Source organism: Nocardioides ultimimeridianus (assembly GCF_054777895.1).
In genome coordinates this window covers 270997-295054 of sequence record NZ_BAAHAB010000007.1, presented here as the reverse complement: position 1 = coordinate 295054, position 24058 = coordinate 270997, and the positions used below count along the sequence as shown (strand labels likewise).

24 protein-coding genes are annotated in these 24058 nt (G+C 72.2%); 7 read left to right on the top strand and 17 right to left on the bottom strand.

Annotated features, from left to right (window positions below):
• Nucleotides 1-44: 44 nt before the first annotated feature.
• Nucleotides 45-791: a matrixin family metalloprotease gene (locus ACYU8V_RS08130; protein WP_460846515.1), complete on the bottom strand. Its 747-nt coding sequence runs from the start codon at nucleotides 789-791 to the stop codon at nucleotides 45-47.
• 322 nt (nucleotides 792-1113) lie between these two features.
• On the opposite strand from ACYU8V_RS08130, the gene ACYU8V_RS08125 reads away from it, so the two are divergent.
• A complete protein-coding gene (locus ACYU8V_RS08125) occupies nucleotides 1114-1317 on the top strand; it encodes a cold-shock protein (RefSeq protein ID WP_460846514.1) in 204 nt (67 codons plus the stop codon).
• A 105-nt stretch (nucleotides 1318-1422) separates the two neighbouring features.
• Here ACYU8V_RS08125 and ACYU8V_RS08120 read toward each other — a convergent pair whose 3' ends face one another.
• Genes ACYU8V_RS08120 through hrcA form a run of 3 tightly spaced genes read right to left on the bottom strand, consistent with a single transcriptional unit; the run spans nucleotide 1423 to nucleotide 4400 of the window.
• Nucleotides 1423-2163, bottom strand: a complete 741-nt coding sequence (locus ACYU8V_RS08120; protein ID WP_460846513.1) for a 16S rRNA (uracil(1498)-N(3))-methyltransferase — start codon at nucleotides 2161-2163, stop codon at nucleotides 1423-1425.
• 22 nt (nucleotides 2164-2185) lie between these two features.
• Nucleotides 2186-3352, bottom strand: coding sequence for a molecular chaperone DnaJ (gene dnaJ, locus ACYU8V_RS08115; protein WP_460846512.1), 1167 nt, complete (start codon nucleotides 3350-3352; stop codon nucleotides 2186-2188).
• Nucleotides 3353-3377: 25 nt separating this feature from the next.
• A complete protein-coding gene (gene hrcA, locus ACYU8V_RS08110) occupies nucleotides 3378-4400 on the bottom strand; it encodes a heat-inducible transcriptional repressor HrcA (protein ID WP_460846510.1) in 1023 nt (340 codons plus the stop codon).
• An 80-nt stretch (nucleotides 4401-4480) separates the two neighbouring features.
• On the opposite strand from hrcA, the gene ACYU8V_RS08105 reads away from it, so the two are divergent.
• From ACYU8V_RS08105 to ACYU8V_RS08095, 3 genes are all read left to right on the top strand, one after another.
• Complete coding sequence (locus ACYU8V_RS08105) at nucleotides 4481-5290, top strand: MBL fold metallo-hydrolase (protein WP_460846509.1); 810 nt, start codon at nucleotides 4481-4483, stop codon at nucleotides 5288-5290.
• Nucleotides 5291-5318: 28 nt separating this feature from the next.
• Complete coding sequence (locus ACYU8V_RS08100) at nucleotides 5319-5555, top strand: hypothetical protein (protein ID WP_460846507.1); 237 nt, start codon at nucleotides 5319-5321, stop codon at nucleotides 5553-5555.
• Between the two features lie 62 nt (nucleotides 5556-5617).
• Nucleotides 5618-6457 carry a DUF3097 domain-containing protein gene (locus tag ACYU8V_RS08095; RefSeq protein WP_460846505.1) on the top strand — a complete coding sequence of 280 codons (840 nt, stop codon included), beginning with the start codon at nucleotides 5618-5620 and terminating at the stop codon, nucleotides 6455-6457.
• Nucleotides 6458-6523: 66 nt separating this feature from the next.
• Here ACYU8V_RS08095 and hemW read toward each other — a convergent pair whose 3' ends face one another.
• From hemW to lepA, 9 genes are all read right to left on the bottom strand, one after another.
• Entirely contained in the window at nucleotides 6524-7660 is a 1137-nt protein-coding gene (gene hemW, locus ACYU8V_RS08090) for a radical SAM family heme chaperone HemW (RefSeq protein WP_460846504.1), read from the bottom strand.
• Complete coding sequence (locus ACYU8V_RS08085; RefSeq protein ID WP_460846502.1) at nucleotides 7657-8052, bottom strand: EF-Tu/IF-2/RF-3 family GTPase; 396 nt, start codon at nucleotides 8050-8052, stop codon at nucleotides 7657-7659. The genes hemW and ACYU8V_RS08085 overlap by 4 nt, the downstream gene beginning before the upstream one ends.
• A gap of 21 nt (nucleotides 8053-8073) precedes the next feature.
• Nucleotides 8074-9897, bottom strand: a complete 1824-nt coding sequence (locus tag ACYU8V_RS08080; RefSeq protein ID WP_460846500.1) for an AMP-dependent synthetase/ligase — start codon at nucleotides 9895-9897, stop codon at nucleotides 8074-8076.
• A gap of 86 nt (nucleotides 9898-9983) precedes the next feature.
• Nucleotides 9984-10613, bottom strand: a complete 630-nt coding sequence (locus ACYU8V_RS08075; protein ID WP_460846499.1) for an MOSC domain-containing protein — start codon at nucleotides 10611-10613, stop codon at nucleotides 9984-9986.
• Nucleotides 10614-10686: 73 nt separating this feature from the next.
• Nucleotides 10687-11337, bottom strand: coding sequence for a hypothetical protein (locus tag ACYU8V_RS08070; protein ID WP_460846497.1), 651 nt, complete (start codon nucleotides 11335-11337; stop codon nucleotides 10687-10689).
• Nucleotides 11338-11429: 92 nt separating this feature from the next.
• A complete protein-coding gene (locus ACYU8V_RS08065) occupies nucleotides 11430-11618 on the bottom strand; it encodes a DUF3099 domain-containing protein (protein WP_460846496.1) in 189 nt (62 codons plus the stop codon).
• Nucleotides 11619-11636: 18 nt separating this feature from the next.
• Entirely contained in the window at nucleotides 11637-12839 is a 1203-nt protein-coding gene (locus ACYU8V_RS08060) for an NAD(P)/FAD-dependent oxidoreductase (RefSeq protein ID WP_460846494.1), read from the bottom strand.
• A 118-nt stretch (nucleotides 12840-12957) separates the two neighbouring features.
• Nucleotides 12958-13776: an aminoglycoside phosphotransferase family protein gene (locus ACYU8V_RS08055; protein ID WP_460846493.1), complete on the bottom strand. Its 819-nt coding sequence runs from the start codon at nucleotides 13774-13776 to the stop codon at nucleotides 12958-12960.
• The gene (gene lepA / locus ACYU8V_RS08050; RefSeq protein WP_460846492.1) at nucleotides 13773-15656 is read right to left on the bottom strand and encodes a translation elongation factor 4; all 1884 of its coding nucleotides are present in this window, start codon (nucleotides 15654-15656) and stop codon (nucleotides 13773-13775) included. Before lepA ends, ACYU8V_RS08055 begins: the two co-directional genes overlap by 4 nt.
• 119 nt (nucleotides 15657-15775) lie before the next feature.
• Here lepA and ACYU8V_RS08045 point away from each other — a divergent pair, with 119 nt between their 5' ends.
• The 3 genes from ACYU8V_RS08045 (at nucleotide 15776) to rpsT (ending at nucleotide 18739) form a co-directional block, all read left to right on the top strand.
• Nucleotides 15776-17356 carry an alkaline phosphatase D family protein gene (locus ACYU8V_RS08045; protein WP_460846490.1) on the top strand — a complete coding sequence of 527 codons (1581 nt, stop codon included), beginning with the start codon at nucleotides 15776-15778 and terminating at the stop codon, nucleotides 17354-17356.
• Nucleotides 17357-17396: 40 nt separating this feature from the next.
• Nucleotides 17397-18347 carry a phosphotransferase family protein gene (locus ACYU8V_RS08040; RefSeq protein WP_460846489.1) on the top strand — a complete coding sequence of 317 codons (951 nt, stop codon included), beginning with the start codon at nucleotides 17397-17399 and terminating at the stop codon, nucleotides 18345-18347.
• Between the two features lie 131 nt (nucleotides 18348-18478).
• On the top strand, nucleotides 18479-18739 hold the full coding sequence (gene rpsT / locus ACYU8V_RS08035) for a 30S ribosomal protein S20 (protein WP_460846487.1): 261 nt from the start codon (nucleotides 18479-18481) through the stop codon (nucleotides 18737-18739).
• A gap of 79 nt (nucleotides 18740-18818) precedes the next feature.
• Here rpsT and holA read toward each other — a convergent pair whose 3' ends face one another.
• The 4 genes from holA to ACYU8V_RS08015 form a co-directional block, all read right to left on the bottom strand.
• Complete coding sequence (gene holA / locus ACYU8V_RS08030) at nucleotides 18819-19793, bottom strand: DNA polymerase III subunit delta (protein WP_460846485.1); 975 nt, start codon at nucleotides 19791-19793, stop codon at nucleotides 18819-18821.
• A gap of 31 nt (nucleotides 19794-19824) precedes the next feature.
• Nucleotides 19825-22113: a ComEC/Rec2 family competence protein gene (locus tag ACYU8V_RS08025; protein WP_460846484.1), complete on the bottom strand. Its 2289-nt coding sequence runs from the start codon at nucleotides 22111-22113 to the stop codon at nucleotides 19825-19827.
• Nucleotides 22113-23063 carry a helix-hairpin-helix domain-containing protein gene (locus ACYU8V_RS08020; RefSeq protein WP_460846482.1) on the bottom strand — a complete coding sequence of 317 codons (951 nt, stop codon included), beginning with the start codon at nucleotides 23061-23063 and terminating at the stop codon, nucleotides 22113-22115. The genes ACYU8V_RS08025 and ACYU8V_RS08020 overlap by 1 nt, the downstream gene beginning before the upstream one ends.
• 135 nt (nucleotides 23064-23198) lie before the next feature.
• Entirely contained in the window at nucleotides 23199-24050 is an 852-nt protein-coding gene (locus ACYU8V_RS08015) for a DegV family protein (RefSeq protein WP_460846480.1), read from the bottom strand.
• Nucleotides 24051-24058 lie beyond the last annotated feature (8 nt).

Sequence of the window (24058 nt, the reverse complement as noted above, 5' to 3'; positions counted from 1 at the left end):
TTCGGTCCGCGGACTCCGTCGAGAGCGATCCGGTGGCGGGCATCTCAGCAGGGGATGTCGCCGAGCGCCTGCAGACCGCGGATGTCTCCCGGGCCGTACGTCGTGCGGGTGAGCGAGGGGTACATCAGCTCGTGCTTGTCCTGGACGTGGGCGAGCCCGAGGACGTGGCCGAGCTCGTGCATCACCACGGCCTGCTCGTCGCGCTGGAGGTGGCGACGGTCCTGGTCGGCGAACCAGCTCGGCTTGAGCGCGACCATGCCGGAGTGGAAGTAGCGACGACGGTCGCCGGGAGCGACGTACGACACCGAGCCGCCGACGCCGACCACGTCGTCGCCGCCCAGGTCGGAGACCTCCGTCGGGTCGGCGAAGCCGATCAGCACCGGCCCGCGGTCGCGGTCGAAGTCGCGGTCGGTGGTCGTGCCGTCGTACTGGAAGGAGATGCCGGAGATCCGCGACGCATCGGCCACTGCCCGCTGGATGAAGTCGAGGTAGTCCGCGGGCCCGTTGTCGGGGTTGATCACGTAGTGGATCGTGTCGCAGGGGTCGTAGCCGATCGGGCTGTGTGTGGTGGGCTGCACCGCCTCGAAGGCGTAGCTGCCGTCGCCGGCCGGGGTCCACAGGTTGTACAGCTGCACCGCCATCACACCGAGCACGACCGCACAGATCAGCCCCGCGACCAGCTCGCGCCAGTACCGGAACCGGAAGGGGCCGCGTGCCTGCCGGCGGACCCGGTGCTGACGGGGGTCGGCGCCCAGTCCGAACTGGGCGTCGAGCCGGTCCAGCTCGCGCATCCGACGCTCCAACTCGCGTCGCGCACGACGTTCCTCCCGAGCTCCCACGGGCAGAAGTGTGCCTCGGCGTGAGCCGTCGCGGACAAAGTTCACCCATTTGTTGCATGCAGAGGAATGCGCTCGGTGGGCAGGCGCTGATAGCGTTGGTCCTGTTGAAAGGTGCAGCGTCGTGGTGACGCGGCATCCGGTCCCCGAGAGGGGATGCATCGCGTTGGTCTTGGTTTTCGGTTCTTGCTGGACATCAGGCGCACGAATGGATGTATCAGCTCCCCCACGATCGGAACGATCCGATCGTGAAGAATCGAAACGAAGGAAATACCAAATGACCCAGGGCACCGTGAAGTGGTTCAACTCCGAGAAGGGCTTCGGCTTCATCCAGCAGGATGGTGGCGGCGCTGACGTGTTCGTCCACTTCTCCGCGATCGAGGGCTCGGGCTACAAGAGCCTCGACGAGAACCAGCGTGTCGAGTTCGACATCACCCAGGGCCCGAAGGGCCCGCAGGCGGAGAAGGTCCACGCCATCTGAGTTCCACTCAGCTTCGAGCGGGTCGCGTCCTCCGGGACGCGGCCCGTTCTGCATTTATCGGGCGAGCGTGTCGCCGCGGATCGGCGCCACACCGCCGTATCGAAATCAGGACCAGCGGGGAGTCTGCGCGAGGAGCGCGGCGACCGCGGCCAGCCCGGCCGTCGAGGTGCGCAGCACCTCGGCACCCAACCGGGTCGACACTCCCCCGGCGCCCACGAGCTGCGCCACCTCCTCGTCGGTGAGCCCGCCCTCGGGCCCGACCACCACGACGATCTCCCCACGATCCGGTACGGCGAGGGCCGCGAGCGGCTCGCTCGCGTCCTCGTGGAGCACCACGGCGAGGTCGGCGGCGGCGACCAGCTCGACGACGTCACGCAGGGTCGCGAGGCCGGCCACCTCGGGGTGCCAGGCCCGGCGTGACTGCTTGGCGGCCTCCCGGGCGGTGGCGGCCCACTTGGCCTGCGACTTCACCGCCCGCTCGCCCTTCCAGACCGCGACGCTGCGCGCGGCCGCCCAGGGCACGATCCGGGACACGCCGATCTCGGTGAGGACCTCGACGGCCAGCTCGCCGCGCTCGCCCTTGGGCAGCGCCTGGACGACGGTGATCCGCGGGGTCGGCTCGGGATGGTCCTCGACCGCCGTGACCGCCACGTCGAAGCTCCGCTTCGTGGTGGCCGCGACGGTGCCCAGCGCCACCCGGCCGAGGCCGTCGCACAGCTGCAGCTCCTCGCCCACCCGCAGGCGTCGTACGACGACGGCGTGGTGGGCCTCGTCGCCCTCGACGACCACCGTGGACCCGGGCGTGACACCGTCCAGCGACGGGACGAGGTGCTGCGGCAGGGTCATCGGTGCTGTCTCAGTGCTGATGTCAGTGGGTGCCGAACGCGTCCCGCAGCCGGCCGAACACCGTCTTGTGCGCGGGGCGTACGTCGCCGGCGGGCTGCTCCTCGCCACGGACCGCCGCCAGCTCGCGCAGCAGCTCCTCCTGGCGCGGGTCGAGGCGGGTCGGGGTCTCGACGGCGACGGTGACGATCAGGTCGCCGCGGCCGCCGCGCAGCCCGGGCACACCGCGCCCGCGCATCGTCACCTCGTGGCCGGACTGGGTGCCGGCCGGCACGGCCAGGTCGAAGGCGGTCTCCACGCCGGAGTCGGCGCTGGTCTCCAGGTCGGCCTCCAGCGTCGGGAGGCTGATGGTCGTGCCCAGCGCCGCCGCCGTCATCGGCAGGGCGACGGTGCAGCGCAGGTCGTTGCCGTGGCGGGTGAAGGTCCGGTGCGGGGCGACCAGGATCTCGACGTACAGGTCACCGGCGGGGCCACCGCCCGGCCCGACCTCGCCCTGCTCGGCGAGCTGGACGCGGGTGCCGGTGTCGACGCCGGCGGGGATCTTGACGGTCAGGGTGCGGCGCGAGCGCACGCGGCCCTCGCCGGAGCACTCGCGGCAGGGGTCGGGGATGACCGTGCCGAAGCCGCGGCAGGTCGGGCAGGCGCGCAGGGTGCGGATCTCGCCGAGGAACGAGCGCTGCACGTGTGCGACCTCGCCCTGTCCGTGGCACGTCTCGCAGGTGGTCGGCTGGGAGCCGGCCGCCGCACCCGAGCCGCTGCACGTCGAGCACCGGACGGCGGTGTCGACCTTGAGCTCCTTGTTGACGCCGAAGGCCGCCTCCGCGAGCTCGATCTCGAGCCGGATCAGGGCGTCCTGGCCGCGGCGTACGCGCGACCGCGGGCCACGCCCACCGCCCCCGCCGCCACCCGCGGAGCCGCCGAAGAACGCGTCCATGATGTCGGTGAAGGAGAAGCCCGCACCCTGGCCGAAGCCGCCACCGAACGGGTCACCGCCGCGGTCGAACGCGGCCCGCTTCTGCGGGTCGGAGAGGACCTCGTACGCCGCCGACACCTGCTTGAAGCGCTCCTGCGCCTCGGGGTCGGGGTTGACGTCGGGGTGCAGCTGGCGGGCCAGCTTGCGGTAGGCCTTCTTGATGGTGTCGCCGTCGGCGTCGCGGGCGACGCCGAGCAGCTCGTAGGGGTCCTGGGACACGGTTCTCTTTCAGTCTCTGCGCGAGTCAGTCGAGGATGCGCGACACGTAGCTGGCCACGGCGCGCACCGCCGCCATCGTTCCGGGGTAGTCCATGCGGGTCGGGCCGACGACGCCGAGCGTCGCGAGGGCCTCGCCCTGGGTGGTGAGCGGGCCGTAGCCGCTGGCCACGACGCTGGTCGCCGACAGCTGCTCGTAGGGGCCCTCGGCGCCGATCCGGACCATCACCGCGCCGTCGGTCGTCGCCTCGCCGAGCAGGGTGAGCAGCACGACGTGCTCCTCGATCGCCTCGAGCAGCGGGCGGACCGAGGTGTCGAAGCTGTCGCCGAAGCGGGCCAGGTTGGAGGTGCCGCCCACCGCGACCCGGGCGTCGGAGCGGTGGTCGCTCATCGCCTCGACCAGCGCCGCGACCACGCCTGCGGTCGCCTGATCGGTGGGTACGGCGTCGACGACCAGCCCGCTGAGGGCGGTCACCGCGTCCGCGATCTGCTCGCCGGTGGCAGCCAGGTTGACCCGGCTGCGCAGCTGGGCGAGCTCGTCGTCGGACAGCTCGCTGGTCAGCTCGACCAGGCGCTGCTCGACCCGGCCGGTGCTGAGGATCAGCACGACCAGCAGCCGGTCGGGGTTGAGGGCGACCAGCTCGATGTGGCGCACGGTGCTGCGCGAGAGCGTGGGGTACTGCACGACCGCGACCTGGTGAGTGAGCTGCGCGAGCAGCCGCACCGAGCGGTTGACCACGTCGTCGAGGTCGACCGCGCCGTCGAGGAAGGCCGAGATCGCCCGGCGCTCCGGGGCGCTCATCGGCTTGACCCTCGAGAGCCGGTCGACGAAGAGCCGGTAGCCCTTGTCGGTCGGCACCCGCCCGGCGCTGGTGTGCGGCTGGGCGAGGTAGCCCTCCTCCTCCAGCGCCGCCATGTCGTTGCGGATCGTGGCCGGGCTGACGTTGAGGCCGTGCCTCTCGACCAGCGCCTTGGACCCCACGGGCTCCTCGGTCGCCACGTAGTCCTCGACGATGGCGCGGAGCACCGCGAGTCGTCGTTCCTCCTGCATGCTCCACCTCCTGCTCGCCGGCGCCCGTGGCGTGCCCTGGCACTCGCCCGGACTGAGTGCCAAGTCTATAGCCTTTCCGCATGCCCTTCATCGAGGTGGCCGACCGGGTCTGGGTCGCCCGCTACCGGCAGCACGACGTGAACGTCTCCCTGGTCGGCGGGAGCGCAGGCCTGCTGGTCGTCGACACGCACGGCTCCGCCACCGCCGCACGCGAGGTGGTCGAGGACGTACGCCGCCTGGGAGCCGGCGACGTGACCGGGATCGTCAACACCCACTGGCACTTCGACCACACCTTCGGCAACAGCACCTTCCTGACGGCGTACGGCGCGCTTCCGGTGGTCGCGCACGAGACGGCGGCCGAGGAGCTGGGCCGGTGGGGACCCGGGGTCCCGCGCGCGGACGGGACCGAGATCGCGCTGCCCGACCGCACCTTCTCCAGCGCGCTGGCCCTCGACCTCGGCGACCGGACGGTCGAGCTGGTGCATCCCGGACGCGGCCACACCGGCGGCGACCTCGTGGTCCGTGTGCCCGACGCCGACGTGCTGCTGGCCGGCGACCTCGTCGAGGAGTCCGGCCCGCCCGCGCTGGGCGACGACTCCTACCCGCTGGACTGGCCGGTGACGATGGAGCTCGTGCTCGGCCTCACCACCCCGGCCACGACCGTGGTGCCGGGCCACGGCGCGCCGGTCGACCGGATGTTCGTGGACCGTCAGCGCGACCAGCTGGCGGCGGTCGCGGAGACGATCCGGGGCCTGGCCGGTGGCGGCGTACCGGTCGACGAGGCGCTGGCCGCCGGCGAGTGGCCGTGGGACCCGGAGCTGCTGGCCACCGCCGTCCGGCGGGGCTACGAGCAGCTCCCGCGGGGGCAGCGCCGGCTCCCCCTGGTGTGATCCCGCGATCAGCGGGTACCGCCCGGCCATGAGCGAACACGAGGCACAGGAGCAGGAAGCGGCCCCGATGGGCATCCCGGACGAGGCGCTGCCGGAGGATCTCGTCGCCGGCGAGGACAACCCGCTCGCCGAGGGCCTGCCGGCCGGCGAGACGGCCGAGGGCCTGTTGGAGCCGGACCAGGACGCCGTGCGGAAGTCCCAGGAGGCGGAGGACTCGGACGAGCCCGGCGCGATCCAGACCGGAAGCGCACCCCAGGAGCAGTGACGCGCATCGCGTCCGGCGCGCCGAGTCCCGACGTCACCCCGGACGGCCTAGCGTTTCCCGTCGTGGATCGCTATGGCACCGACGTACTCAGCGGGGACTGGAAGGTGCCCAAGCGCGGGCGCGCGGTCGAGACGCCGGCCGAGCTCGGGCTGGTGGTCGAGGAGGTCATGACCGACTGGTGCGGCGAGATCGTCGCGGTCGACCGTGACATCGACACCGTGACCCTCGAGGACCGCCGGGGCAAGCGCCGTACCTTCGAGCTGGGCCCGGGCTTCCTGCTCGAGGGCAAGCCCGTGATCCTCACCGCGCCGATCCGGGTCGCTGCGCCCGCGAAGCCGACCCGCACCGCCTCCGGCTCGATCGCCGTGCACGACGCGCGCGCCCGGGTCGCCCGGGCGAGCCGGATCTTCGTCGAGGGCCGGCACGACGCCGAGCTGGTCGAGAAGGTCTGGGGCGACGACCTGCGGATCGAGGGCGTGGTCGTGGAGTACCTCGGCGGAGTCGACGACCTCGACGCCCACCTGCGCGACTTCCAGCCGGGTCCGGACCGCAAGGTCGGCGTGCTCGTCGACCACCTCGTCGCCGGCTCCAAGGAGTCGCGGATCGCCGACGCCATCGCGCGCGGCCCCTACGGCGACAGCGTCCTCATCGTCGGCCACCCGTTCGTCGACGTCTGGCAGGCGGTCAAGCCCGACCGTCTCGGACTGCGGGCGTGGCCGATCATCCCCCGTGACATCGAGTGGAAGAAGGGCGTCTGCCGCCACCTGGGCTGGCCGTACGCCGAGCAGGCCGACATCGCCCGCGCCTGGCAGACCATCCTGGGCCGGGTCGGCTCCTTCGACGACCTCGAGCCCGCCCTCCTCGGGCGGGTCGAGGAGCTCATCGACTTCGTGACCACCTGAGCGCGAGTTCAGAATTGTGGTCGACCGAGACCCTGGCTTCGGCTGACCACACGTCTGAACTCGGCATCAGAGGAGGTCGCGGACGACGCCGTCGGCGAGGAGGCGGCCGGCGTCGGTGAGGCGGACCCTCTGGCCGGTGCCGTCGTCGGTGGGCGCGTGGATGAGGCCGCGGGCCACGAGGTCGGGCAGCGCCGCGCGTCCCGCGTCGTCGAGTACGCCGGCGGGCAGACCCTCGCGCAGCCGGACCTCGAGCAGCACCCGCTCCACCCGGCGGGTCTCGGCGTCGAGGGTCTCCGAGTCGGCCTCGGGCGATCCGCCGGCGGCCAGCCGCTCGGCGTACGCACGCGGGTGCTTGACGTTCCACCAGCGGCGGCCGGCCAGGTGCGAGTGCGCGCCCGGCCCGATCCCCCACCAGTCGCCGCTGCGCCAGTAGCCGAGGTTGTGCCGGCAGCGGGCGTCGTCGTCGCGCGCCCAGTTGGACACCTCGTACCACTCCAGCCCGGCGGCGCGCAGCGCGTGGTCCGCCTGCGCGTACTTGTCGGCGAGGTCGTCCTCGTCCGGCATCGGCAGCTCCCCGCGCCGGACGCGACGGCCGAGCGCGGTGCCGTCCTCCACGATCAGCGAGTACGCCGAGACGTGGTCGGGCTCGCACGCCAGCGCGGCCTCCAGCGAGGTCCGCCAGTCCTCCGCGGACTCCCCCGGCGTCCCGTAGATCAGGTCCAGGCTGATCTGCTCGAAGCCGGCCTCGCGGGCCCACGCGACCACCAGCGGCACCCGCGCCGGGTCGTGGGTGCGGTCGAGCACGCGCAGCACGTGCGGCACGGCCGACTGCATGCCGAAGGAGATCCGGTTGAAGCCGCCGGCACGCAGCGCGGCCAGCGACTCTCGGTTCACGGAGTCGGGGTTGGCCTCGGTGGTCACCTCGGCGTCCGGCGCGAGCCCGACCCGCTCGTCGATCGCCCCGAGGATGGACACGAGGTCGGCGGCGGGCAGCTGGGTCGGCGTACCCCCGCCGAAGAAGACCGTGTCCACCTGACGCCCGCTCAGCCGAGCGGCGGCCAGCGCGACCTCGGCGATCGCCTGCCCGGCGTACTCGGCCTGCGAGCCGCCGCCGCCGAGCTCGGTCGCGGTGTAGGTGTTGAAGTCGCAGTAGCCGCAGCGCACCGAGCAGAACGGCACGTGGACATAGAACCCGAGGCTCACCGCTCGCTGCGCAGGAGCGCGCCGCGGAGGACGTCCTCACGCGCGACACCGTCGAGGAGCAGCCCGACGGCGTCGCCCTCACCGGCGGTGTCGACGATCCGGCGGAACATCTCGATGCCGTTGACGCGGGCACCGCGCTCCTTGCCCCGCGCGTCGAGGAAGCAGACCGTCTGCCCGACGGTCAGCGTCCCCGTCGCGATGCTGCCGGTGACGACGGTGCCCCGCCCGGTGATCGAGAAGACGTCCTCGACCTCCATCGTGAAGCCCGACCCGGTCGGAGCGCTGGGGTCCGGTCGCCAGGACGGGGCGGCCGAGCCCCCGGACCCGAGTCGGTCCAGGCTGCGCTCCGCCTCGGTCTGCTCCGTGTCGGACTTCCAGAACTTCCAGCTCATGCCAGGAGCCTACGGCGCGCCTCAGCCCCCGTAGAAGCTGTCGATGAGGTCCTTGTTGTTGGCCTCGACCACGGCGCGCTTGACCTTGAGCGACGGGGTCAGCTCGCCGGACTCGATGGTCAGGTCGTGGTCGAGCAGCTCCCAGCGCTTGATGGTCTCCCAGCGGTTCAGCGAGGCGTTGAGCTGGTCGACGTGCTCGCCGATCATCTCGCGCACCTTCTCGTTGCGCGCCAGGTCGCTGTAGGACATGCCCTCGAGACCGTGCTGCGTGGCCCATTCGGCGATCTCGTCGGGGTCGAGGGTGACCAGGGCGGAGACGAAGTTGCGCTCGGCGCCGAAGACCATGAACTGGCTGACGTAGGGGCAGATGGTCTTCATCTTGGCCTCGATGGCCGGCGGGGCGACGTACTTGCCGCCGGAGGTCTTGAAGAGCTCCTTGATCCGGCCGGTGATCTTCAGGAAGCCGTCGGCGTCGATCTCGCCCTTGTCGCCGGTGCGCAGCCAGCCGTCCTCGGTCATCGCCTCGGCCGTGGCGTCCGGTCGGTGGTGGTAGCCGACCATGATGTGCGGGCCCTTGAGCTGCACCTCGCCGCCTTCGCCGATGCGGACCTCGGTGCCCGGGATCGGCAGCCCGACGGTGCCCATCTTGTAGGCGTCCGGGTGGTTCACCGTGGCGCCCGCGGCGTTCTCGGTCATGCCGTAGCCCTCGAGGATCAGGATGCCGGCGGCGTGGAACCAGGCCGCGATGTCGGCGTTGAGGGCCGCGGAGCCGGAGATGAAGAACCGGACCCGTCCGCCGAACCGCTCGCGGACCTTGCTGAAGACCAGCTTGTCGAACAGGTCGTGCTCGAGCTTGAGCAGCGGGTTGACCTTGCCCGCGCGGGCGGCCTCGTCGTACTTCAGGCCGACGGCGAAGGCGCGGTTGAACAGCTTCTCCTTCAGGCCGCCCTCGGTCTGCTGCATCGTGATGATGCGGGCGTAGGCCTTCTCGAAGATGCGCGGCGCTGCGCCCATGAAGGTCGGCTTGACGATGCCGAGGTTGTCGACGATCCGGTCGACACGGCCGTCGATCGCACAGGCGAAGCCGCACGCGAGCTGGGCCGACATCAGCACCTTGCCGAACACGTGCGACATCGGCAGCCAGCGGAACTCGAGGTCGTCGGTGCTGAGGATGTTCTGCGCCTTGATGGCCTCGCCCTCGAAGACCCACGCGCGGTGGATCGAGCGCACGCCCTTGGGCTTGCCGGTCGTGCCGGAGGTGTAGACGAGCATGCACAGCTGGTCGGCCGAGATCGACCGGGCGAGGTCGTCGATGGCGGTCGGGTGCTCGGCGAGGTACTTCTCCCCCAGCGCCTTGAGGTCGTCCATGCCGATCACCCAGTCGCCGTCGGCGCACGAGGAGTCGAAGACGATGACCTTCTCCAGGCCGGGCACCTCGGCGCGGTGCTCCTGCACCTTGGCCAGCTGGCTCGCGTCCTCGAGGAACGCGAAGCGGCACTCGGAGTCGCTGAGGATGTACGCCGTGTCGGCGCCGTTGGTCGAGGGGTACACCGTCGTCGTGGCGGCGCCCGCGCACATGTTGGCGAGGTCGGCCAGGATCCACTCGTAGTTGGTGTTCGACGCGATGCCGACGCGCTGCTCGGACTCCAGGCCCAGCGCGAGCAGGCCGGCCGCGAGCCGGCGTACCTCATCGCCCGACTGGCGCCACGTGCGCGACTCCCACCGCTCGCCGACGGGGAAGCGGAACGCCTCCTTCTCGGGGTTCATCTCGACACGGTCGAGGAACTGCGCCGCGCAGTTCTGCGGCATCCGGTCGAGGAAGCTGGTGTCGAAGCTGACGGCCACTGAGGCTCCTGAACGTTCGGAACGAGAGGGGATATATCGCCCCAAACCTAGAGCACGTCCGCCGTCTTTGTACCGGTCGGTAGGAATCAGGCGCGTTCGAGGTGGGCGGCGAGCTTGCGCGCCGGTTCCGTCGCGAGGTCCTCGATCGCCCGCAGCTCGGGCAGCCGGGAGTGGTCGAGGTTCAACGCGACGAACAGGTCGACGACGCTGACGCCGTGGCCCGGGACCGTCTCGATCGTGATCTCGTCACCGGCGGCCAGCAGGCCCGGCTCCAGCACGCGGAGGTACGGGCCGGGGCGGCGGGCCTGCATGAAGCGCTTGACCCAGTGCGTGTCGTCGTACCCGCTCGCGCCCTGCCAGCCCTTGAAGGTGTTGCACGGCGTACGGATCGAGCAGATCTCCAGCAGCGCGGTGCCGATCCGCAGCCGGGTGCCGACGATCGCGGCGTTGAGGCCGATGCCCTCGGTCGTCAGGTTCTCGCCGAACTGGCCCGGCGGGATCGGCTGCTGCAGCTCGCCCACCCAGAAGTCGAGGTCCTCGCGGGCGTAGGCGTAGACGGCCTGGTCGAGGCCACCGTGGTGGTCGACGTCGGAGACGGAGTCGCCCTCCAGCCCGAGCGGGCCGACCGCGACCGGGCCGTCGACGGGCCGCTTGTCGATGGAGCTGCGACCGACCGAGCCGGCCCAGTCGACCTCGACCGACCTCCCGACATTCACAGAGACAATCCGCGCCATGCCCCGATTCTCTCTCAGGACATGGCGCGGCCTCTTGTTGGTCTCTGGGGCTGCCTCAGGACGCCGTTCCGACGTACGTCGCCTTCGCGACCCGCCGGGTGACCAGTGAGCCGTCCTTGCCCATGATGTGGACCCGCCAGACCGGCTGGGACCGGTCGACCCCGTCCCCGTCGGGCGGGCCGTAGACCGATCCGTTGGTGCAGGAGTACCAGCCGACCCAGTTCGGGTGGGTGGGCGGCACGCCCCACGCGCCACCGATGCGGATGTCGCAGGTCGCGCCGCCGAGCAGCGTCAGCCGCTGCGGCGAGGGGTGCAGTACCGGACGCTTGGCCGCGAAGGTGCCGCTGTAGCGGATCCGCACCAGCTCGGTGTCCGACACGTAGCGCAGGCACAGCGCGGTGTGGTTCGCGGACTTCCAGCAGGACGGGAAGTAGTACGCCGTCGGGTAGCAGGTGTCGACCTTGCCGCTGACCGACGTGGTGGCCTGGGACCAGCAGCTCGTCGACCCGGCCTCGCGGTGCACGGTGTAGCCGGCGGCCGCGGTCCCCGTGCTCGTGACGGGCCGGACGACGGCGCGGGCGGTGTGGTCGAGGGTCCTGGTCGCGGCTCGGGGGTCGGTGGCGTTCGCCGTACCGCCGGAGGTGGCGGCCACGACGGCGCCGAGGGCGAGGGTGGAGAGCAGGACGCGGGTCGCGTTCCTCAGCATGGGGTTCCTCCCGGAAGGGTCTGTGCGGACACCAGGGTTGACGCGCTCCGGCCGCTCGGGGTTGCACGGCGGGCCGAGATTTCTGGAACTCCTCAGCCGTCGCTGTCCTCGCGCCAGTTGGCCGTGATGGCCGCGATCGGCGGCAGCACGGCCGCGACGACGCTCATCGCGATCGCCGCGGGCGTCGAGAACAGCCGGACGACGAACCAAGCCAGCACGATGAGTACCAGGCAGGTGCCCATGATCAGGAAGTACGCGCGCTTGCGTCCCGGAGAGGCCATCTCCTCGACGGTAGCGCCTCAGGGCAGTGTGACGTAGCCGTGGCGCATCTTCCACAGGTAGTACTTCTCGAACCCCAGCTTCATCAGGTGGGCCTGCGGCCCGGGGATGAGGACACCGTGCTTGCGCGGCGGGAACATCTTGTCGGCGAGGATGACCACGCCGTTGTTGCCGGCGTCCATCACGCACACCGCCTTCATGTCGCCGAACGCCCGCCCCTCGTGAGGTGCCTCCCCGCGGATCTGCGCCGCGATGTTCGCCGCGGCCAGGTGGGCCATCATCTCGGTCGGGAAGCCGGTCTTGGGCACGCCCACGGGCGTCGGCGTCTGCCACGGAGCATCCACCGCGGCAGCCACCCCGACGGCGTACAGGTCGTCGTACTTGTCGGTCTGGTAGGTGTCACGCACCTTGATGAAGCCCTTGTCGTCGGCGATGCCGTCGGCGTCGCGCAGGAAGTCCTGCCCGAGGAACGGGGGGACCACCATGGCGTAGGAGAACGGCAGCCGCTCGCCGTCGGCGAGGGCCAGTGCACCGGCGTCGATGTGGTCCAGACCGACACCGACGCGCGACTCGATGCCCTCGTGCTTCAAGAAGCTGCCGAGCAGTGCCTCGCCGTGCGGGAGGCCGCCGATGCCGAAGTGGCCCAGGAAGGGCTCCGCGGTGACGTAGGTCAGCTTGACCCGGTCGCGCAGGCCCGCCTTGTGCAGCTGGTGGGCGGTGTTGAACAGGAACTCGTACGCCGCCCCGAAGCAGCCGGCTCCCTGGGTGGCAGCGACCACGACGTCTCCGGGGTGCTCGAGGAAGCGCGACCAGGCCTTGCCCGCCCGCTCGGCCTGCGGCAGGGTCGTGATCGTGACCGCGTTCTCGGTGAAGCCGGGGACCACGTCCTCCTTGTTGCGATAGCCGGTCGCGATCACGGCATAGTCGTAGTGCAGCATGCGCCCGTCCTTGAGGAAGACCTCGCGAGTGACCGGGTCGAGCCGGGTCACGGCCTCATGGATGAACGAGATGCCGTGCTCGTGGAGCACCGGAGCGATCGGGAACGTGATGTCCTCCCGGTCGCGCTTGCCGAACGGGAGCCAGATCAGGCTGGGGGTGAACAGGAAGTGGTCGTCCTTGGAGATCACCGTGACGTCCACGTCCCCTTCCAGCTCGTGGTGGACGGCCAACGCGGCCGTGAGGCCGCCGAAGTTGCCGCCGAGTACGAGCACCCTCTTGCGCATGACTGATTCCCTTCGTCGAGTTCGCTGATGTCTTCGACGCTAGGAAGAGGTGGAGCCCGGGAGCAGAGGCTTTGGTCGCCGAGTACGGGTCCTTCGTCCCGCCGGCGGACGGGCGCGCTCAGTCCTGGACGGCCTTGGCGATCGCGAGCAGGGCCGTGATCCGCGCCCTGTCGGGGGCCGCGCTGTCGCGGACCTCCTCCAGTACGGCGACCACGGTCCGCACGATCACCCAGTCCCGGGCCCGGTGCTCGTCCAGGCCGGCCGTGTCGACGACGGCCAGGAAGCGGTCGCGTACGCCGGAGCGGACCCGCCCCTCGAGCTCGTCCCACCTGCTCCACAGCAGTGGGGCGGGCTCGTAGTGCGGGTCGCCGGACAGCGGCTTCGGCGCGATCGCCCGCCAGCCGTCGCCGGTCGGGGCCGCGAGGACGTGTCCGTAGTGGAGGTCGGTGTGCACGAGCACCCCGTCGGTGGCCTCGTCGGTGGCGAAGTCGCCGGCGAGGGCGCGTGCTTGCTCGACCATGCGGCGCGGCAATGGCAGGTCGGCGACGGACAGCTCGCCGGCCCAGGCGCGGCACAGGAACGACAGCGGCGCGAGCTGGGGTCCGGCCGCGACGTGCACGAGCCGGTAGAGGTCGCCGACGACCTCGCAGGCCTGGACGTCCCAGCGCTCGCCCAGATCCTCGGGCTCGAGGCGCTCCAGGAGCAGTGCGCCACGTCCCGGGTCGGCGCGGAGCATGCGGGCCGCTCCCCTGCCGCCCCAGCGCTGCAGCGCGAGGTGCTCGTCGGTGCGCGCGCGGCCGACCTTCAGGACCGCCCGCTCCCCGGTGTCGGTGCGGACCGGCAGCACCTGCGCCGTCGTACCGGCCAGCGGTGCGCCGTCCGGGATCAGCCGCCACTCCTCGAGGATCGCGGCGGCCCGGTCGGACGCGCCGGTCACTTCTTGGGCTTGTCCCCGCTGGGCTGGGTGGTGGAGAGCGCGGCGACGAACGCCTCCTGGGGGACCTCGACGCGGCCGACCATCTTCATCCGCTTCTTGCCCTCCTTCTGCTTCTCCAGCAGCTTGCGCTTGCGGGTGATGTCACCGCCGTAGCACTTGGCGAGCACGTCCTTGCGGATGGCGCGGATGGTCTCGCGGGCGATCACCCGGGCGCCGATGGCGGCCTGGATCGGCACCTCGAACTGCTGCCTCGGGATGAGCTCCTTGAGCTTCCCGGCCATCATCAGCCCGTAGGAGTACGCCGCCTCCTTGTGCACGATCGCGGAGAACGCGTCGACCGGCTCGCCCTGCAGCAGGATGTCGACCTTCACCAGGTCGGCGGCCTGGTCGCCGGAGAACTCGTAGTTCAGCGAGGCGTAGCCCTTGGTCTTGGACTTGAGCTGGTCGAAGAAGTCGAAGGCGATCTCGCCCATGGGCAGGATGTAGCGCATCTCCACGCGGTCCTCGGACAGGTAGTCCATGCCCTGCAGCGTGCCGCGCTTCTGCTGGCACAGCTCCATGATCGTGCCGATGTAGTCGCTCGGCGAGAGGACCGTGGCGTTGACGATCGGCTCGCGGACCTCCGCGATCTTGCCCTCGGGGTACTCGCTCGGGTTGGTGACGATGTGCTCGGAGCCGTCGTCCATCGTGACCGCGTAGACCACGTTGGGGGCGGTGGAGATCAGGTCGAGGTTGAACTCGCGCTCGAGGCGCTCGCGGGTGATCTCCATGTGCAGCAGCCCCAGGAAGCCGCAGCGGAAGCCGAAGCCCAGCGCGCCCGAGGTCTCCGGCTCGAAGGTCAGCGCGGCGTCGTTGAGCTGGAGCTTCTCCAGCGCGTCGCGGAGGACCGGGTAGTCGTCGCCGTCGATCGGGTAGAGGCCGGCGTACACCATCGGGTTGGGGTGCTCGTACCCGCCGAGGGGCTCGGTCGCGCTCTGGTGCAGGCCGGTGACGGTGTCGCCGACGCGCGACTGCCGCACGTCCTTCACGCCGGTGATCAGGTAGCCCGTCTCCCCCACGCCGATGTACGGCGCCTTGACCGGCTCCGGGGAGATGACGCCGAGCTCGAGCATCTCGTGGGTCGCACCGGTCGACATCATCTTGATCTTGTCGCGGTGGGTCAGCTGGCCGTCGACGACCCGGACGTAGGTGACCACGCCGCGGTAGGTGTCGTAGACCGAGTCGAAGATCAGCGCCCGGGCCGGGGCGGCGGGGTCGCCGACGGGCGGCGGGACCTGCTTGACGATCTCGTCGAGCAGGGCCTCGACGCCCAGACCCGTCTTGGCGCTCGTGAGGAGGACGTCCTCGACCTCGCAGCCCACGAGGTGGGCCAGCTCCTCGGCGTACTTCTCGACGTTGGCGCTGGGCAGGTCGATCTTGTTGAGCACCGGGATGATCTGCAGGTCGGCGCCCATGGCCAGGTAGAGGTTGGCCAGCGTCTGGGCCTCGATGCCCTGGGCGGCGTCGACGAGCAGGATCGCGGCCTCGCACGCCTGCAGGCTGCGACTCACCTCGTAGGTGAAGTCGACGTGGCCCGGGGTGTCGATCATGTTGAGCACGTAGGTGCCGGGCTCGGCGCCGCGCTCGTTGCCCTCGGCCACTCCCCACGGCATCCGGACGGCCTGGGACTTGATGGTGATGCCGCGCTCGCGCTCGATGTCCATCCGGTCCAGGTACTGCGCCTTCGCCTCGCGCTCGCCGACGACGCCGGTGAGCTGCAGCATCCGGTCGGCGAGCGTCGACTTGCCGTGGTCGATGTGCGCGATGATGCAGAAGTTGCGGATGACCGACGGATCGGTGCGGCCCGGCTGGGGGGCGGCGGAGAGAGGCACGGCGGGCATGGTGGGCCCATTGTCGCAACAACGGGGAGCGGGAGGAATTCGCCGGCGTACGCCGACACCTCCCGCATGGTTCAACTCGCGCTCGCCCGCCGTTCTCCGCGGCTCTGTTGGGTTGCCCCATGACGACCCTCGGACGCCGTACGCTCCTCGGCGCAGCAGCCCTCGGAGCCGGCACCACCCTCCTCGGCGGTACGGCGGACGCCGCCACCCGTCGTACCGCGGCCGGCCTCGTGCGCGCCGACCGGCCGCTGCTCACCCACGGTGTCCAGGCCGGTGACCCGGTCGGAGGCCAGGTGACGCTGTGGTCGCGCGCCGACCGCCCGTCGCGACTCGTCGCCGAGATCTCCCGCGACCCGGACTTCCGCCGGTCGCGGATCGTGACCGGTCCGGTCGTCACCCCGGACACCGACCTCACCGGGCGCATCCCCGTGCGCGGGCTGCCGTCGGGCGAGCGGATCCACTACCGGATCACCGCCGTCGACCTGGCCAACCACCGCGCGACCTCCGCGCCGGTGACCGGCAGCTTCCGCAGCGGCGTCGCCGACCGTCGCGACATCTCCTTCATCTGGTCCGGCGACATCGCCGGCCAGGGCTGGGGCGTGAACCCGGACCTCGGCGGCTACCGGATCGCCGATGCGATGCGGGCGGCGAACGCCGACTTCTTCCTCAGCTCCGGCGACAACTGCTACGCCGACGGGCCCGTCTCCGAGACCGTGACGCTCCCGGACGGCCGGATCTGGCGCAACCTCGTCATCGAGGAGAAGACGGCCGTCTCGACGACGCTCGCCGACTTCCGAGGCCAGTACCGGTACAACATAATGGCCGACAACTACCGGGCGCTGCTGGGCGAGACCGGGATCATCGCGCAGTGGGACGACCACGAGGTCCTCAACAACTGGTACCCCGGCGAGATCCTGAGTGGCCGCGCCGGCTTCCCGGCCGGGACCCGGGTCGACGACCTGGTGCCGATGGCGCGCCAGGCGTTCCACGAGTGGATCCCGGCCGGCACGGCCTCGCCGGACTCCCTGGGCCGCGTCTACCGCAAGCTCTCCTTCGGCCCGCTGCTCGACCTGTTCGTCCTCGACATGCGCAGCCACAAGGACCCGAACACCACCGACGTGGAGACCACCGACGACGGCGGCATCCTGGGCGCCGAGCAGGAGCGCTGGCTGATCGACGGCGTCACCTCGTCGCGGGCGACCTGGAAGGTCATCGCGAACGACCTGCCGCTCGGCCTCGTCGTACCGGACGGCACGGAGGGCAAGCCGAACCAGGAGAGCATCTCCAACGGCGCGGCCGGGGCGCCCCTGGGCCGGGAGATGCAGCTCGCCCGGGTGCTCACGGCCTTCCAGCGCGCGGGCGTGCGCAACCACGTCTGGTTGACGGCCGACGTCCACTACACGGCCGCGCACCACTACTCCCCCGACCGGGCCGCCTACCAGGACTTCGACCCGTTCTGGGAGTTCGTCTCCGGCCCGCTCAACGCGGGCGGCTTCGGTCCGAACGCGCTGGACCCCACCTTCGGTCCGGAGGCGGTGTTCGTGGCGGCTCCGCCGCGGGCGAGCGTCTCGCCGATGGAGGGCTACCAGTACTTCGGCCAGGTCGCGATCAACGCGGCGTCCGGCGAGCTCGCGGTCACGCTGCGCGGCGTCGACGGCGCCGCGCTGCACACCACGACACTGGCGCCGGCGGCGCGCTGAGGTGAGCCGGTTCCGCGCGGTCGGCTGACAGGATGGCGCGGTGACCACGCACCGCGCCCGGATCCCGGACCCGCTGCCGCACGGCCGCACCGCCCGACGCCTGGACTGGGTGCACCTTCCGCCGGCCGTCCGTCGCCGCGTCGAGGACCGCATCGGCACGACCGTCGAGCACGCCGTCTCCCAGGGCGGCGGCTACACCCCCGGCTTCGCGTCGGTCCTGCTCGGCACCGACGGCACCCGGCACTTCGTCAAGGCCGCCTCGGTCAAGGCCCAGCGCGCGTTCGCCGAGTCGTACCGGATCGAGGCGCGACGGCTCCGCTCGCTCCCACCCACCGCGCCCGCACCGCGGCTGCTGTGGGCCGAGGAGTTCGAGGACTGGATGCTGCTGGAGACCGAGTACGTCGACGGCCGGGCCCCGCAGCGGCCCTGGGACCCCGCCGAGCTGGCCGCGGCCTCCGACATGCTCGTCGACGCGGCGGCCGCGCTCACCCCGGCACCGGGCCTCGGGCTGGACCGGGCGGTCGACGACTGGGCCGACTGGCCCGGACTGTGGGAGCGGATCGACCTGCCGTTCGCAACGGAATGCGGCGCGCTCGCGGCGCGGTTCGCCGACGTGGTCGCCGGCGACACGCTGGTCCACGCCGACGTACGCGACGACAACCTGATCGTGCGCCACGACGGCTCGGTCGCGCTGTGCGACTGGAACTGGCCGGTCATGGGAGCGGCCTGGCTCGACTCGCTGATCCTGCTGGTCGGACCGCGCGGCGACGGCCTCGACGTCGAGGCCCACCTGGCCGCCCATCCCCTGCTGTCCGCCGTCGCTCCCGACGACATCGACACGGTACTCGCGCTCGTCCTGGGCTACTTCGCCCACAGCGCAGCGCAGCCGACCCCGTCCACCTCGCCCTACGTACGCCGGGCCCAGGCCTGGCAGCGCGAGGTGATCCTGGACTGGCTGGCCGAGCGGCGCGGATGGGACCTCGCCCGCTGATTCGGCGACGGCACGACTCGCTGGTAACGTTTCTGGCTGCGTGTTCGAGGCCCCTCCCCTCTCATCCCCAGAGTGGCCGGGAGAGCGCGTCTCACCGCATCCAGGCATAACGAAAGGTCGACCAGAACCTCATGGCGAACATCAAGTCGCAGATCAAGCGCAACAAGCAGAACGAGAAGGCGCACGAGCGCAACAAGGCCGTCAAGACCGGTCTGAAGTCCGCCGTCCGCAAGTTCCGCGAGGCCGCCGAGGCCGGCGACAAGGACAAGGCGATCGAGGCCGGCAAGGCCGCCAACCGCCTGCTGGACAAGGCCGTCTCCAAGGGCGTCATCCACAAGAACCAGGCTGCGAACCGCAAGTCGTCCATCAGCAAGAAGGCCGCCTCGCTCTGAGGTCAGCCATCTGACGTCAGCCGCCCCTCGGGGCGGCTTTCGTCATTTCGGGGCCGCGCCGGCCCGGGGCGCGGGCAGGTCAGCGCCCGGAGCGCAGGCCGGTGATGGTGAGGACGAGCCGCTCCAGGGTGTAGCTCGCGTCGCTGGCCGCGCCCTTGATGTCGGCGTCGGCCTGGGCGACCGCACGGATCGCGCGCGCCAGGCCGGGCTCGCTCCAGGACCGCGCCTGGTCGCGGATCGTGCGCAGCTTCCAGGGCGGTACGCCGACCTCACGGGCCAGCTCGGCCTCGCGCATGCCCCGCGGGGCGCCGGAGAGGCGCGCCAGGCCACGCACGCTGCCCGCGAAGGCCGAGGTGACCAGGACCGCCGGGGTGCCGGTGTCCAGCGCCCAGCGCAGCTCCTCCAGGGCCACCTGGGTGCGGCCGGCGAACGCGGCGTCGGCCACGGCGAAGGACTTGGCCTCGGCACGGCCGCCGAAGTAGCGACGTACCTTCTCCTCGGTGATCCTCTCCCCGGGGAAGTCGCTGGCCAGCTGGCCGGCCGCTGCGGACAGGGAGCGCAGGTCGCGACCGACCGCCTCGACGAGGACCTCGGCCGCCTCCCGGTCGGCGCCCGCACCGTGGCGGCGCAGCTCGGAGGCCACGAACTGGGGGAACTCCGAGGGCTTCAGCTCCTCGGACTTGTGCTCGGTGACGGCCTTGAGCTTGCGGAGCTTGGTCAGCACCCCGCTGCCCTTCTGCCCGCCGCCGTGCACGAGCACCAGCGCGACGTCCTCGGAGGGCGCGCCGGCGTAGCGGAGCAGGCCCTCCACGGACTCGTCGGGGAGGTTCTCCAGGCCCTGGACGACGACGCAGCGGACCGCGGAGAACAGCGACGGGGCCGACAGCTCGTCCAGCCCGGCCCCGCTGAGGTCGCCGGCGACGGCGTCAGAGATCTCGGCCTCGGCGTCGTGCCCGCGCACGGTCTCCTTGACCTGCGCCACGACCCTGGCCCCGAGGAACTCCTCCTTGCCGGTCACCAGGGTGACCCGCCCCAGCACCTCGTCGACCCGCATGCGGGGAAGTCTAGGGTCCCCCGCCGACGCCCTAGTTCTCGGTGACCAGCTGGGGCCCGCCGTCCCGCTCGACCACGGCCACGCCGCCGTCCTGGTCGGTGCGGGCCACGTCCAGGCCCGCGCGTTGCAGGACGTCGAGGGTGCTCTGCGCGGGGTGTCCGTAGTCGTTGTCCTTGCCGACCGAGATGATCGCGACCCGCGCCCGGAGCGAGGTCAGCCAGTCCGGGTCCTGGTAGCGCGAGCCGTGGTGCGGGACCTTCAGCACGTCGACGTGCAGGCCCGGGTAGGCCTGCGCCAGTTGCGCCTGCCCCGGCGGCTCCACGTCGCCGGTGAGCAGCAGCCGCAGCCCGTGCGACTCCACGAGCAGGACCACACTCGAGTTGTTGGCCGAGCTGCCGTCGCCCGCGCCCGGCTCGGGGTGGGTCAGGTCGGGGTAGAGCACCTGCACGGTGACGTCGCCGTAGCGCCGGGTGAGCCCGTACGGCGCCGCCCGGACCGGTACGCCGGCGCGCGCCGCCGCCTCCTGGACCACCCGCACGCCCTCGGGCGGATCGAGGACCTCGGTCGTCTCGATCTCGCCCACGTGCCGCCCGGAGAGCGCTCCACTGAGCCCGTCGACGTGGTCGGCGTGGAAGTGGGTGAGGACCAGCAGCGGCACCTGCCGGACCCCGAGCCGGTCCAGGCAGCGGTCCTCGATCGTGGGGTCGGGGCCGGTGTCGACGACGATCGCGGCGTGCGGCCCCACGGACACGGCGAGGGCGTCGCCCTGGCCGACGTCGCACGCGACCATGAGCCAGCCGCCCGGTGGCCAGCTGCCGGGCAGCGACCAGATCCGGCCGGGGACGCCGAGCAGGAAGGCGGCCACCAGGGCGGTCGCGGCCAGGGCCCAGCGGCGGCGGCGCAGCAGGGCGGGCAGCAGCAGCGCCGCTGCGATGCAGAGCACGGTCAGCACCACCAACGAGACCGCGGTCGCGGTCCACCCGATCGCCGCGCCGGGGAGCGCGGCGCCGTGCCCGGCCACCCCCAGCAGCCAGGCGGCGCACCAGGCGGCCGGCAGCGCCACCAGACGGCCCGCCCAGGGCCACACCAGGTCGACGAGGCCGCCGAGGAGGCCCAGCACGGTGGCGGGGCCGACGACGGGGGCCGCGAGCAGGTTGGCCGCCACCGCCACCACGCTGACCTGACCCGACAGCGCCGCGATCACCGGCGTGCAGGCCAGCTGAGCCGCGAGCGGGATCGCGACCGCCTCTGCGGCCGACCGGGGCAGCCAGCGGCCCAGCGCCCGGGTGAAGGGCGGCCCGAGCAGCACGATCCCGGCCGTCGCGAGCGCGGACAGTGCGAACCCGGCGGAGACGGCCAACCCCGGCTGGACCAGCATCAACGCCACCACCGCGACGCCGAGCGCGCGCAGCCCGCGACGGCGACCGTCCGAGCCGAGGGCGAACAGCCCCACGGTGCCCATCGCCGCGGCGCGCAGCACGCTCGGCTCGGTCCGCGCGAGGAGGACGAAGCCGGCGATCCCGAGGACGCCGACCACGTGCAGCCAGCGACCCTTGACCCCGACCCACCGGGCGAGGGCGAGGAGGAACCCCACGATGAGCGTCAGGTTGGTGCCACTGACCGCGGTCAGGTGGGTCAGCCCGGTCGTGCGGAAGTCCGACTGGGTGATCGGCGTCAGCCCGGCGTCGTCGCCATCGACGAGACCAGCGACGAGTGCCGCCTGCTGGTCCGGGCGGCCGGCGACCGCGTCGCGGATGCCGTGCCGCACCGCCGCCGCGCCCCGCCACCACGGATCGGGCGACCGGAGGCGCACCGGCGGGTCCGGCCCGGTGACGATGGCCGAGGTGTCCGGGTCGTCGGCGGGGGCGAGGTGCCCGTGCAGCCGGATCACGTCGCCCCAGCCGACGCCGATCCAGTCCGGGTCGCCGAAGACGACCGCCCCCGCGCCCATCGTGTACGTCGATCCGCCCACCGCCACCCGGTGGACCCTGATCCGCACGATCGCCGTGTCGCCCCACCGGCCGTGGATGATGCGGGGATCCGACACGACGGTCGCCTCGAGGTCCGCCGACACGTGCCGCGCCGCCAACCCGGCCAGCGGGCTGGTGCTGGCGGCGCGGTGCCGCAGCGCCGCTCCCCCGCAGACGGCCAGCGCCACCACGAGCGCCGCGCCGACCAGCGGAGCCCGGGTGCGTGCGGAGATCAGCCCGAGGGCCACCAGCAGGACCCACGGCGCCGGCCCTCCGGCGTACACCCCCAGCGCGGCCGCCCATGCCACCACCCCCAGGAGCGGCATGCGCAGGTCGTGACGGTCGGCCATCACACGGTCACATAGGGCTCCAGCTGAGCCATCGTCTTGTCGCCGATGCCCTGGACGTCGAGGAGCTGATCGACGCTGGTGAAGCCTCCGTTCTGCTGGCGGTAGGCGAGGATCGCCTGCGCCGTGACCGGACCGACCTCGGGCAGCGTCTCGAGCTGGTCCTGGGTGGCCGTGTTCAGGTTGACCAGGCCTCCCGGTGGGGCGGAGCCACCGCCCGACCCGACCGACCCCGCCGGCCCGCTGCCGGCCGCGCCTGCGACGCCGACCGCGATCTGCTCACCGTCGACCAGCACCCGCGCGAGGTTCAGCGACGAGAGGTCCACCCCGTGCCGCGCCCCGCCAGCGGCCCGGATCGCGTCGACCACCCGGGCGCCGGACCGGAGCACGGCGATCCCCGGACGGCGGACCCTCCCCACGACGTCGACCGTGACCGAGCCGACCGTGGCGCTCGCCGTGGGATCACCCGCCTCGGCCACCGCCGAGGCCGAGGCCGCGTCGGTCAGCGGCGCGGCGTCGGCGGGCACGAGCGGCGAGGCGCTGGTCGTCATCGCCACCGGCGCGACCGACCCGCGGTCGCGCAGCAGCCACCACGCCGTGCCTCCGATGGTCACGGCCACCGCGAGCGCCAGCACCGTCAGGTGCTGGGACACGACCAGACCGGTCGAAGGCCATCGCTCGCGCACCGCGGCGCGCAGGTCGGTCTCGCGGCGTCGGGTGGCATGCCGCCCCGGCTCGGGCACCACCGTGGGCTCGGCCCTCGCCTCGGGGTCCGCGGGCGCCCGCACCCGGGTCAGGTCGCTCCACCGCGGCGCCGTCGGATCGGCCCCGTCCGCCGGCTCGGTGTCCTCGGCCACCGGCGCCCGACCCTCGATCGCGGCCGCGAGCTGGGCCAGCCGCTGCGCGGCGCGGTCGGCGGGATCGACACCGTTGCTCCCCTGCGAGATACGCATGCGAGGACGCTAGGAAGGCGGGCGGACATCAGCGGCAGGAGCGGTCGCGCCCTGTGGACGGGTCTCCGCACTCCACAGGGCAGCGCCGACGAACCGGCGCGGGCTGTTACCGGAGTGGCAGGAGTGATCGGAGGCTCAGAGGACCGGCGCGACGCACACGGCCAGCATCCCGGGCCCGACGTGGGCACCGATCACCCCGCCGAGCTCGACGCACCGCAGCTCGCCGATGACCTGGTCGCCCAAGCGCGCCGCGAGCCGCTCGGCGAAGGCCTGGGCCCGCTCGGCGGACGCCAGGTGGGCCACCCCGACCTCGACCTGGGCGCCCCCGGCCGCGTCGACCGCGAGCTCCTCGAGCCGCGCGATCGCCTTCGCGGCGGTCCGCACCTTGGCGACCGGCGCGATGACACCGTCCTCGATCCCCAGCAGCGGCTTGACCGCCAGCACGCCGCCGACCAGGGCGGACGCCCCGCCGATCCGGCCGCCGCGGCGCAGGTACTCCAGGGTGTCGACGTAGAGCAGTGTGCGCGCCGCCTCGGACCGCACGACGGCCGCCTTCGCGGCGTCCTCGGCCGACCCGCCGGCGATCACCACGGCCGCGGCGGTGGCGGCGGCGTACCCCGTGCCGAAGCCGACCTGCCGGGTGTCGACGCACGTCACGGGGACCGGCGCCGTACGCGCGGCGAGCTCAGCCGACTCGAAGGTGCCGCTGACCTCGGCCGACAGGTGGATCGAGACGATCGCCTCGGCGCCCTCGGCCGCCAGCCGCTCGTAGACCTGGCCGAAGGCGGCCGGGGCCGGGCGCGAGGTGCTCACCGAGCGCTTGGCGCGCAGCGCCTCCGCGATCCGGTCCGGCGCGACCTCGGGCGAGCAGGCGTCGTACGACGTGTCGTCGATGACCACCTGCAGCGGCACCACCGTGACGCCGAGCGCGTCGACCTCCGCCGCCGACAGCTCGGCGGTCGAGTCGGTCACGATCCCGATGCGCACCGTTTCAG

What these genes read in the sequence shown, in the direction of transcription:
- ACYU8V_RS08130 (WP_460846515.1), bottom strand. Translation starts at nt 791, where the DNA reads ATGCGCGAGCTGGACCGGCTCGACGCCCAGTTCGGACTGGGCGCCGAC.
- ACYU8V_RS08125 (WP_460846514.1), top strand. Translation starts at nt 1,114, where the DNA reads ATGACCCAGGGCACCGTGAAGTGGTTCAACTCCGAGAAGGGCTTCGGC.
- ACYU8V_RS08120 (WP_460846513.1), bottom strand. Translation starts at nt 2,163, where the DNA reads ATGACCCTGCCGCAGCACCTCGTCCCGTCGCTGGACGGTGTCACGCCC.
- hrcA (WP_460846510.1), bottom strand. Translation starts at nt 4,400, where the DNA reads ATGCAGGAGGAACGACGACTCGCGGTGCTCCGCGCCATCGTCGAGGAC.
- ACYU8V_RS08105 (WP_460846509.1), top strand. Translation starts at nt 4,481, where the DNA reads ATGCCCTTCATCGAGGTGGCCGACCGGGTCTGGGTCGCCCGCTACCGG.
- ACYU8V_RS08100 (WP_460846507.1), top strand. Translation starts at nt 5,319, where the DNA reads ATGAGCGAACACGAGGCACAGGAGCAGGAAGCGGCCCCGATGGGCATC.
- ACYU8V_RS08085 (WP_460846502.1), bottom strand. Translation starts at nt 8,052, where the DNA reads ATGAGCTGGAAGTTCTGGAAGTCCGACACGGAGCAGACCGAGGCGGAG.
- ACYU8V_RS08070 (WP_460846497.1), bottom strand. Translation starts at nt 11,337, where the DNA reads ATGCTGAGGAACGCGACCCGCGTCCTGCTCTCCACCCTCGCCCTCGGC.
- ACYU8V_RS08065 (WP_460846496.1), bottom strand. Translation starts at nt 11,618, where the DNA reads ATGGCCTCTCCGGGACGCAAGCGCGCGTACTTCCTGATCATGGGCACC.
- ACYU8V_RS08060 (WP_460846494.1), bottom strand. Translation starts at nt 12,839, where the DNA reads ATGCGCAAGAGGGTGCTCGTACTCGGCGGCAACTTCGGCGGCCTCACG.
- lepA (WP_460846492.1), bottom strand. Translation starts at nt 15,656, where the DNA reads ATGCCCGCCGTGCCTCTCTCCGCCGCCCCCCAGCCGGGCCGCACCGAT.
- ACYU8V_RS08045 (WP_460846490.1), top strand. Translation starts at nt 15,776, where the DNA reads ATGACGACCCTCGGACGCCGTACGCTCCTCGGCGCAGCAGCCCTCGGA.
- rpsT (WP_460846487.1), top strand. Translation starts at nt 18,479, where the DNA reads ATGGCGAACATCAAGTCGCAGATCAAGCGCAACAAGCAGAACGAGAAG.
- holA (WP_460846485.1), bottom strand. Translation starts at nt 19,793, where the DNA reads ATGCGGGTCGACGAGGTGCTGGGGCGGGTCACCCTGGTGACCGGCAAG.
- ACYU8V_RS08025 (WP_460846484.1), bottom strand. Translation starts at nt 22,113, where the DNA reads ATGGCCGACCGTCACGACCTGCGCATGCCGCTCCTGGGGGTGGTGGCA.
- ACYU8V_RS08020 (WP_460846482.1), bottom strand. Translation starts at nt 23,063, where the DNA reads ATGCGTATCTCGCAGGGGAGCAACGGTGTCGATCCCGCCGACCGCGCC.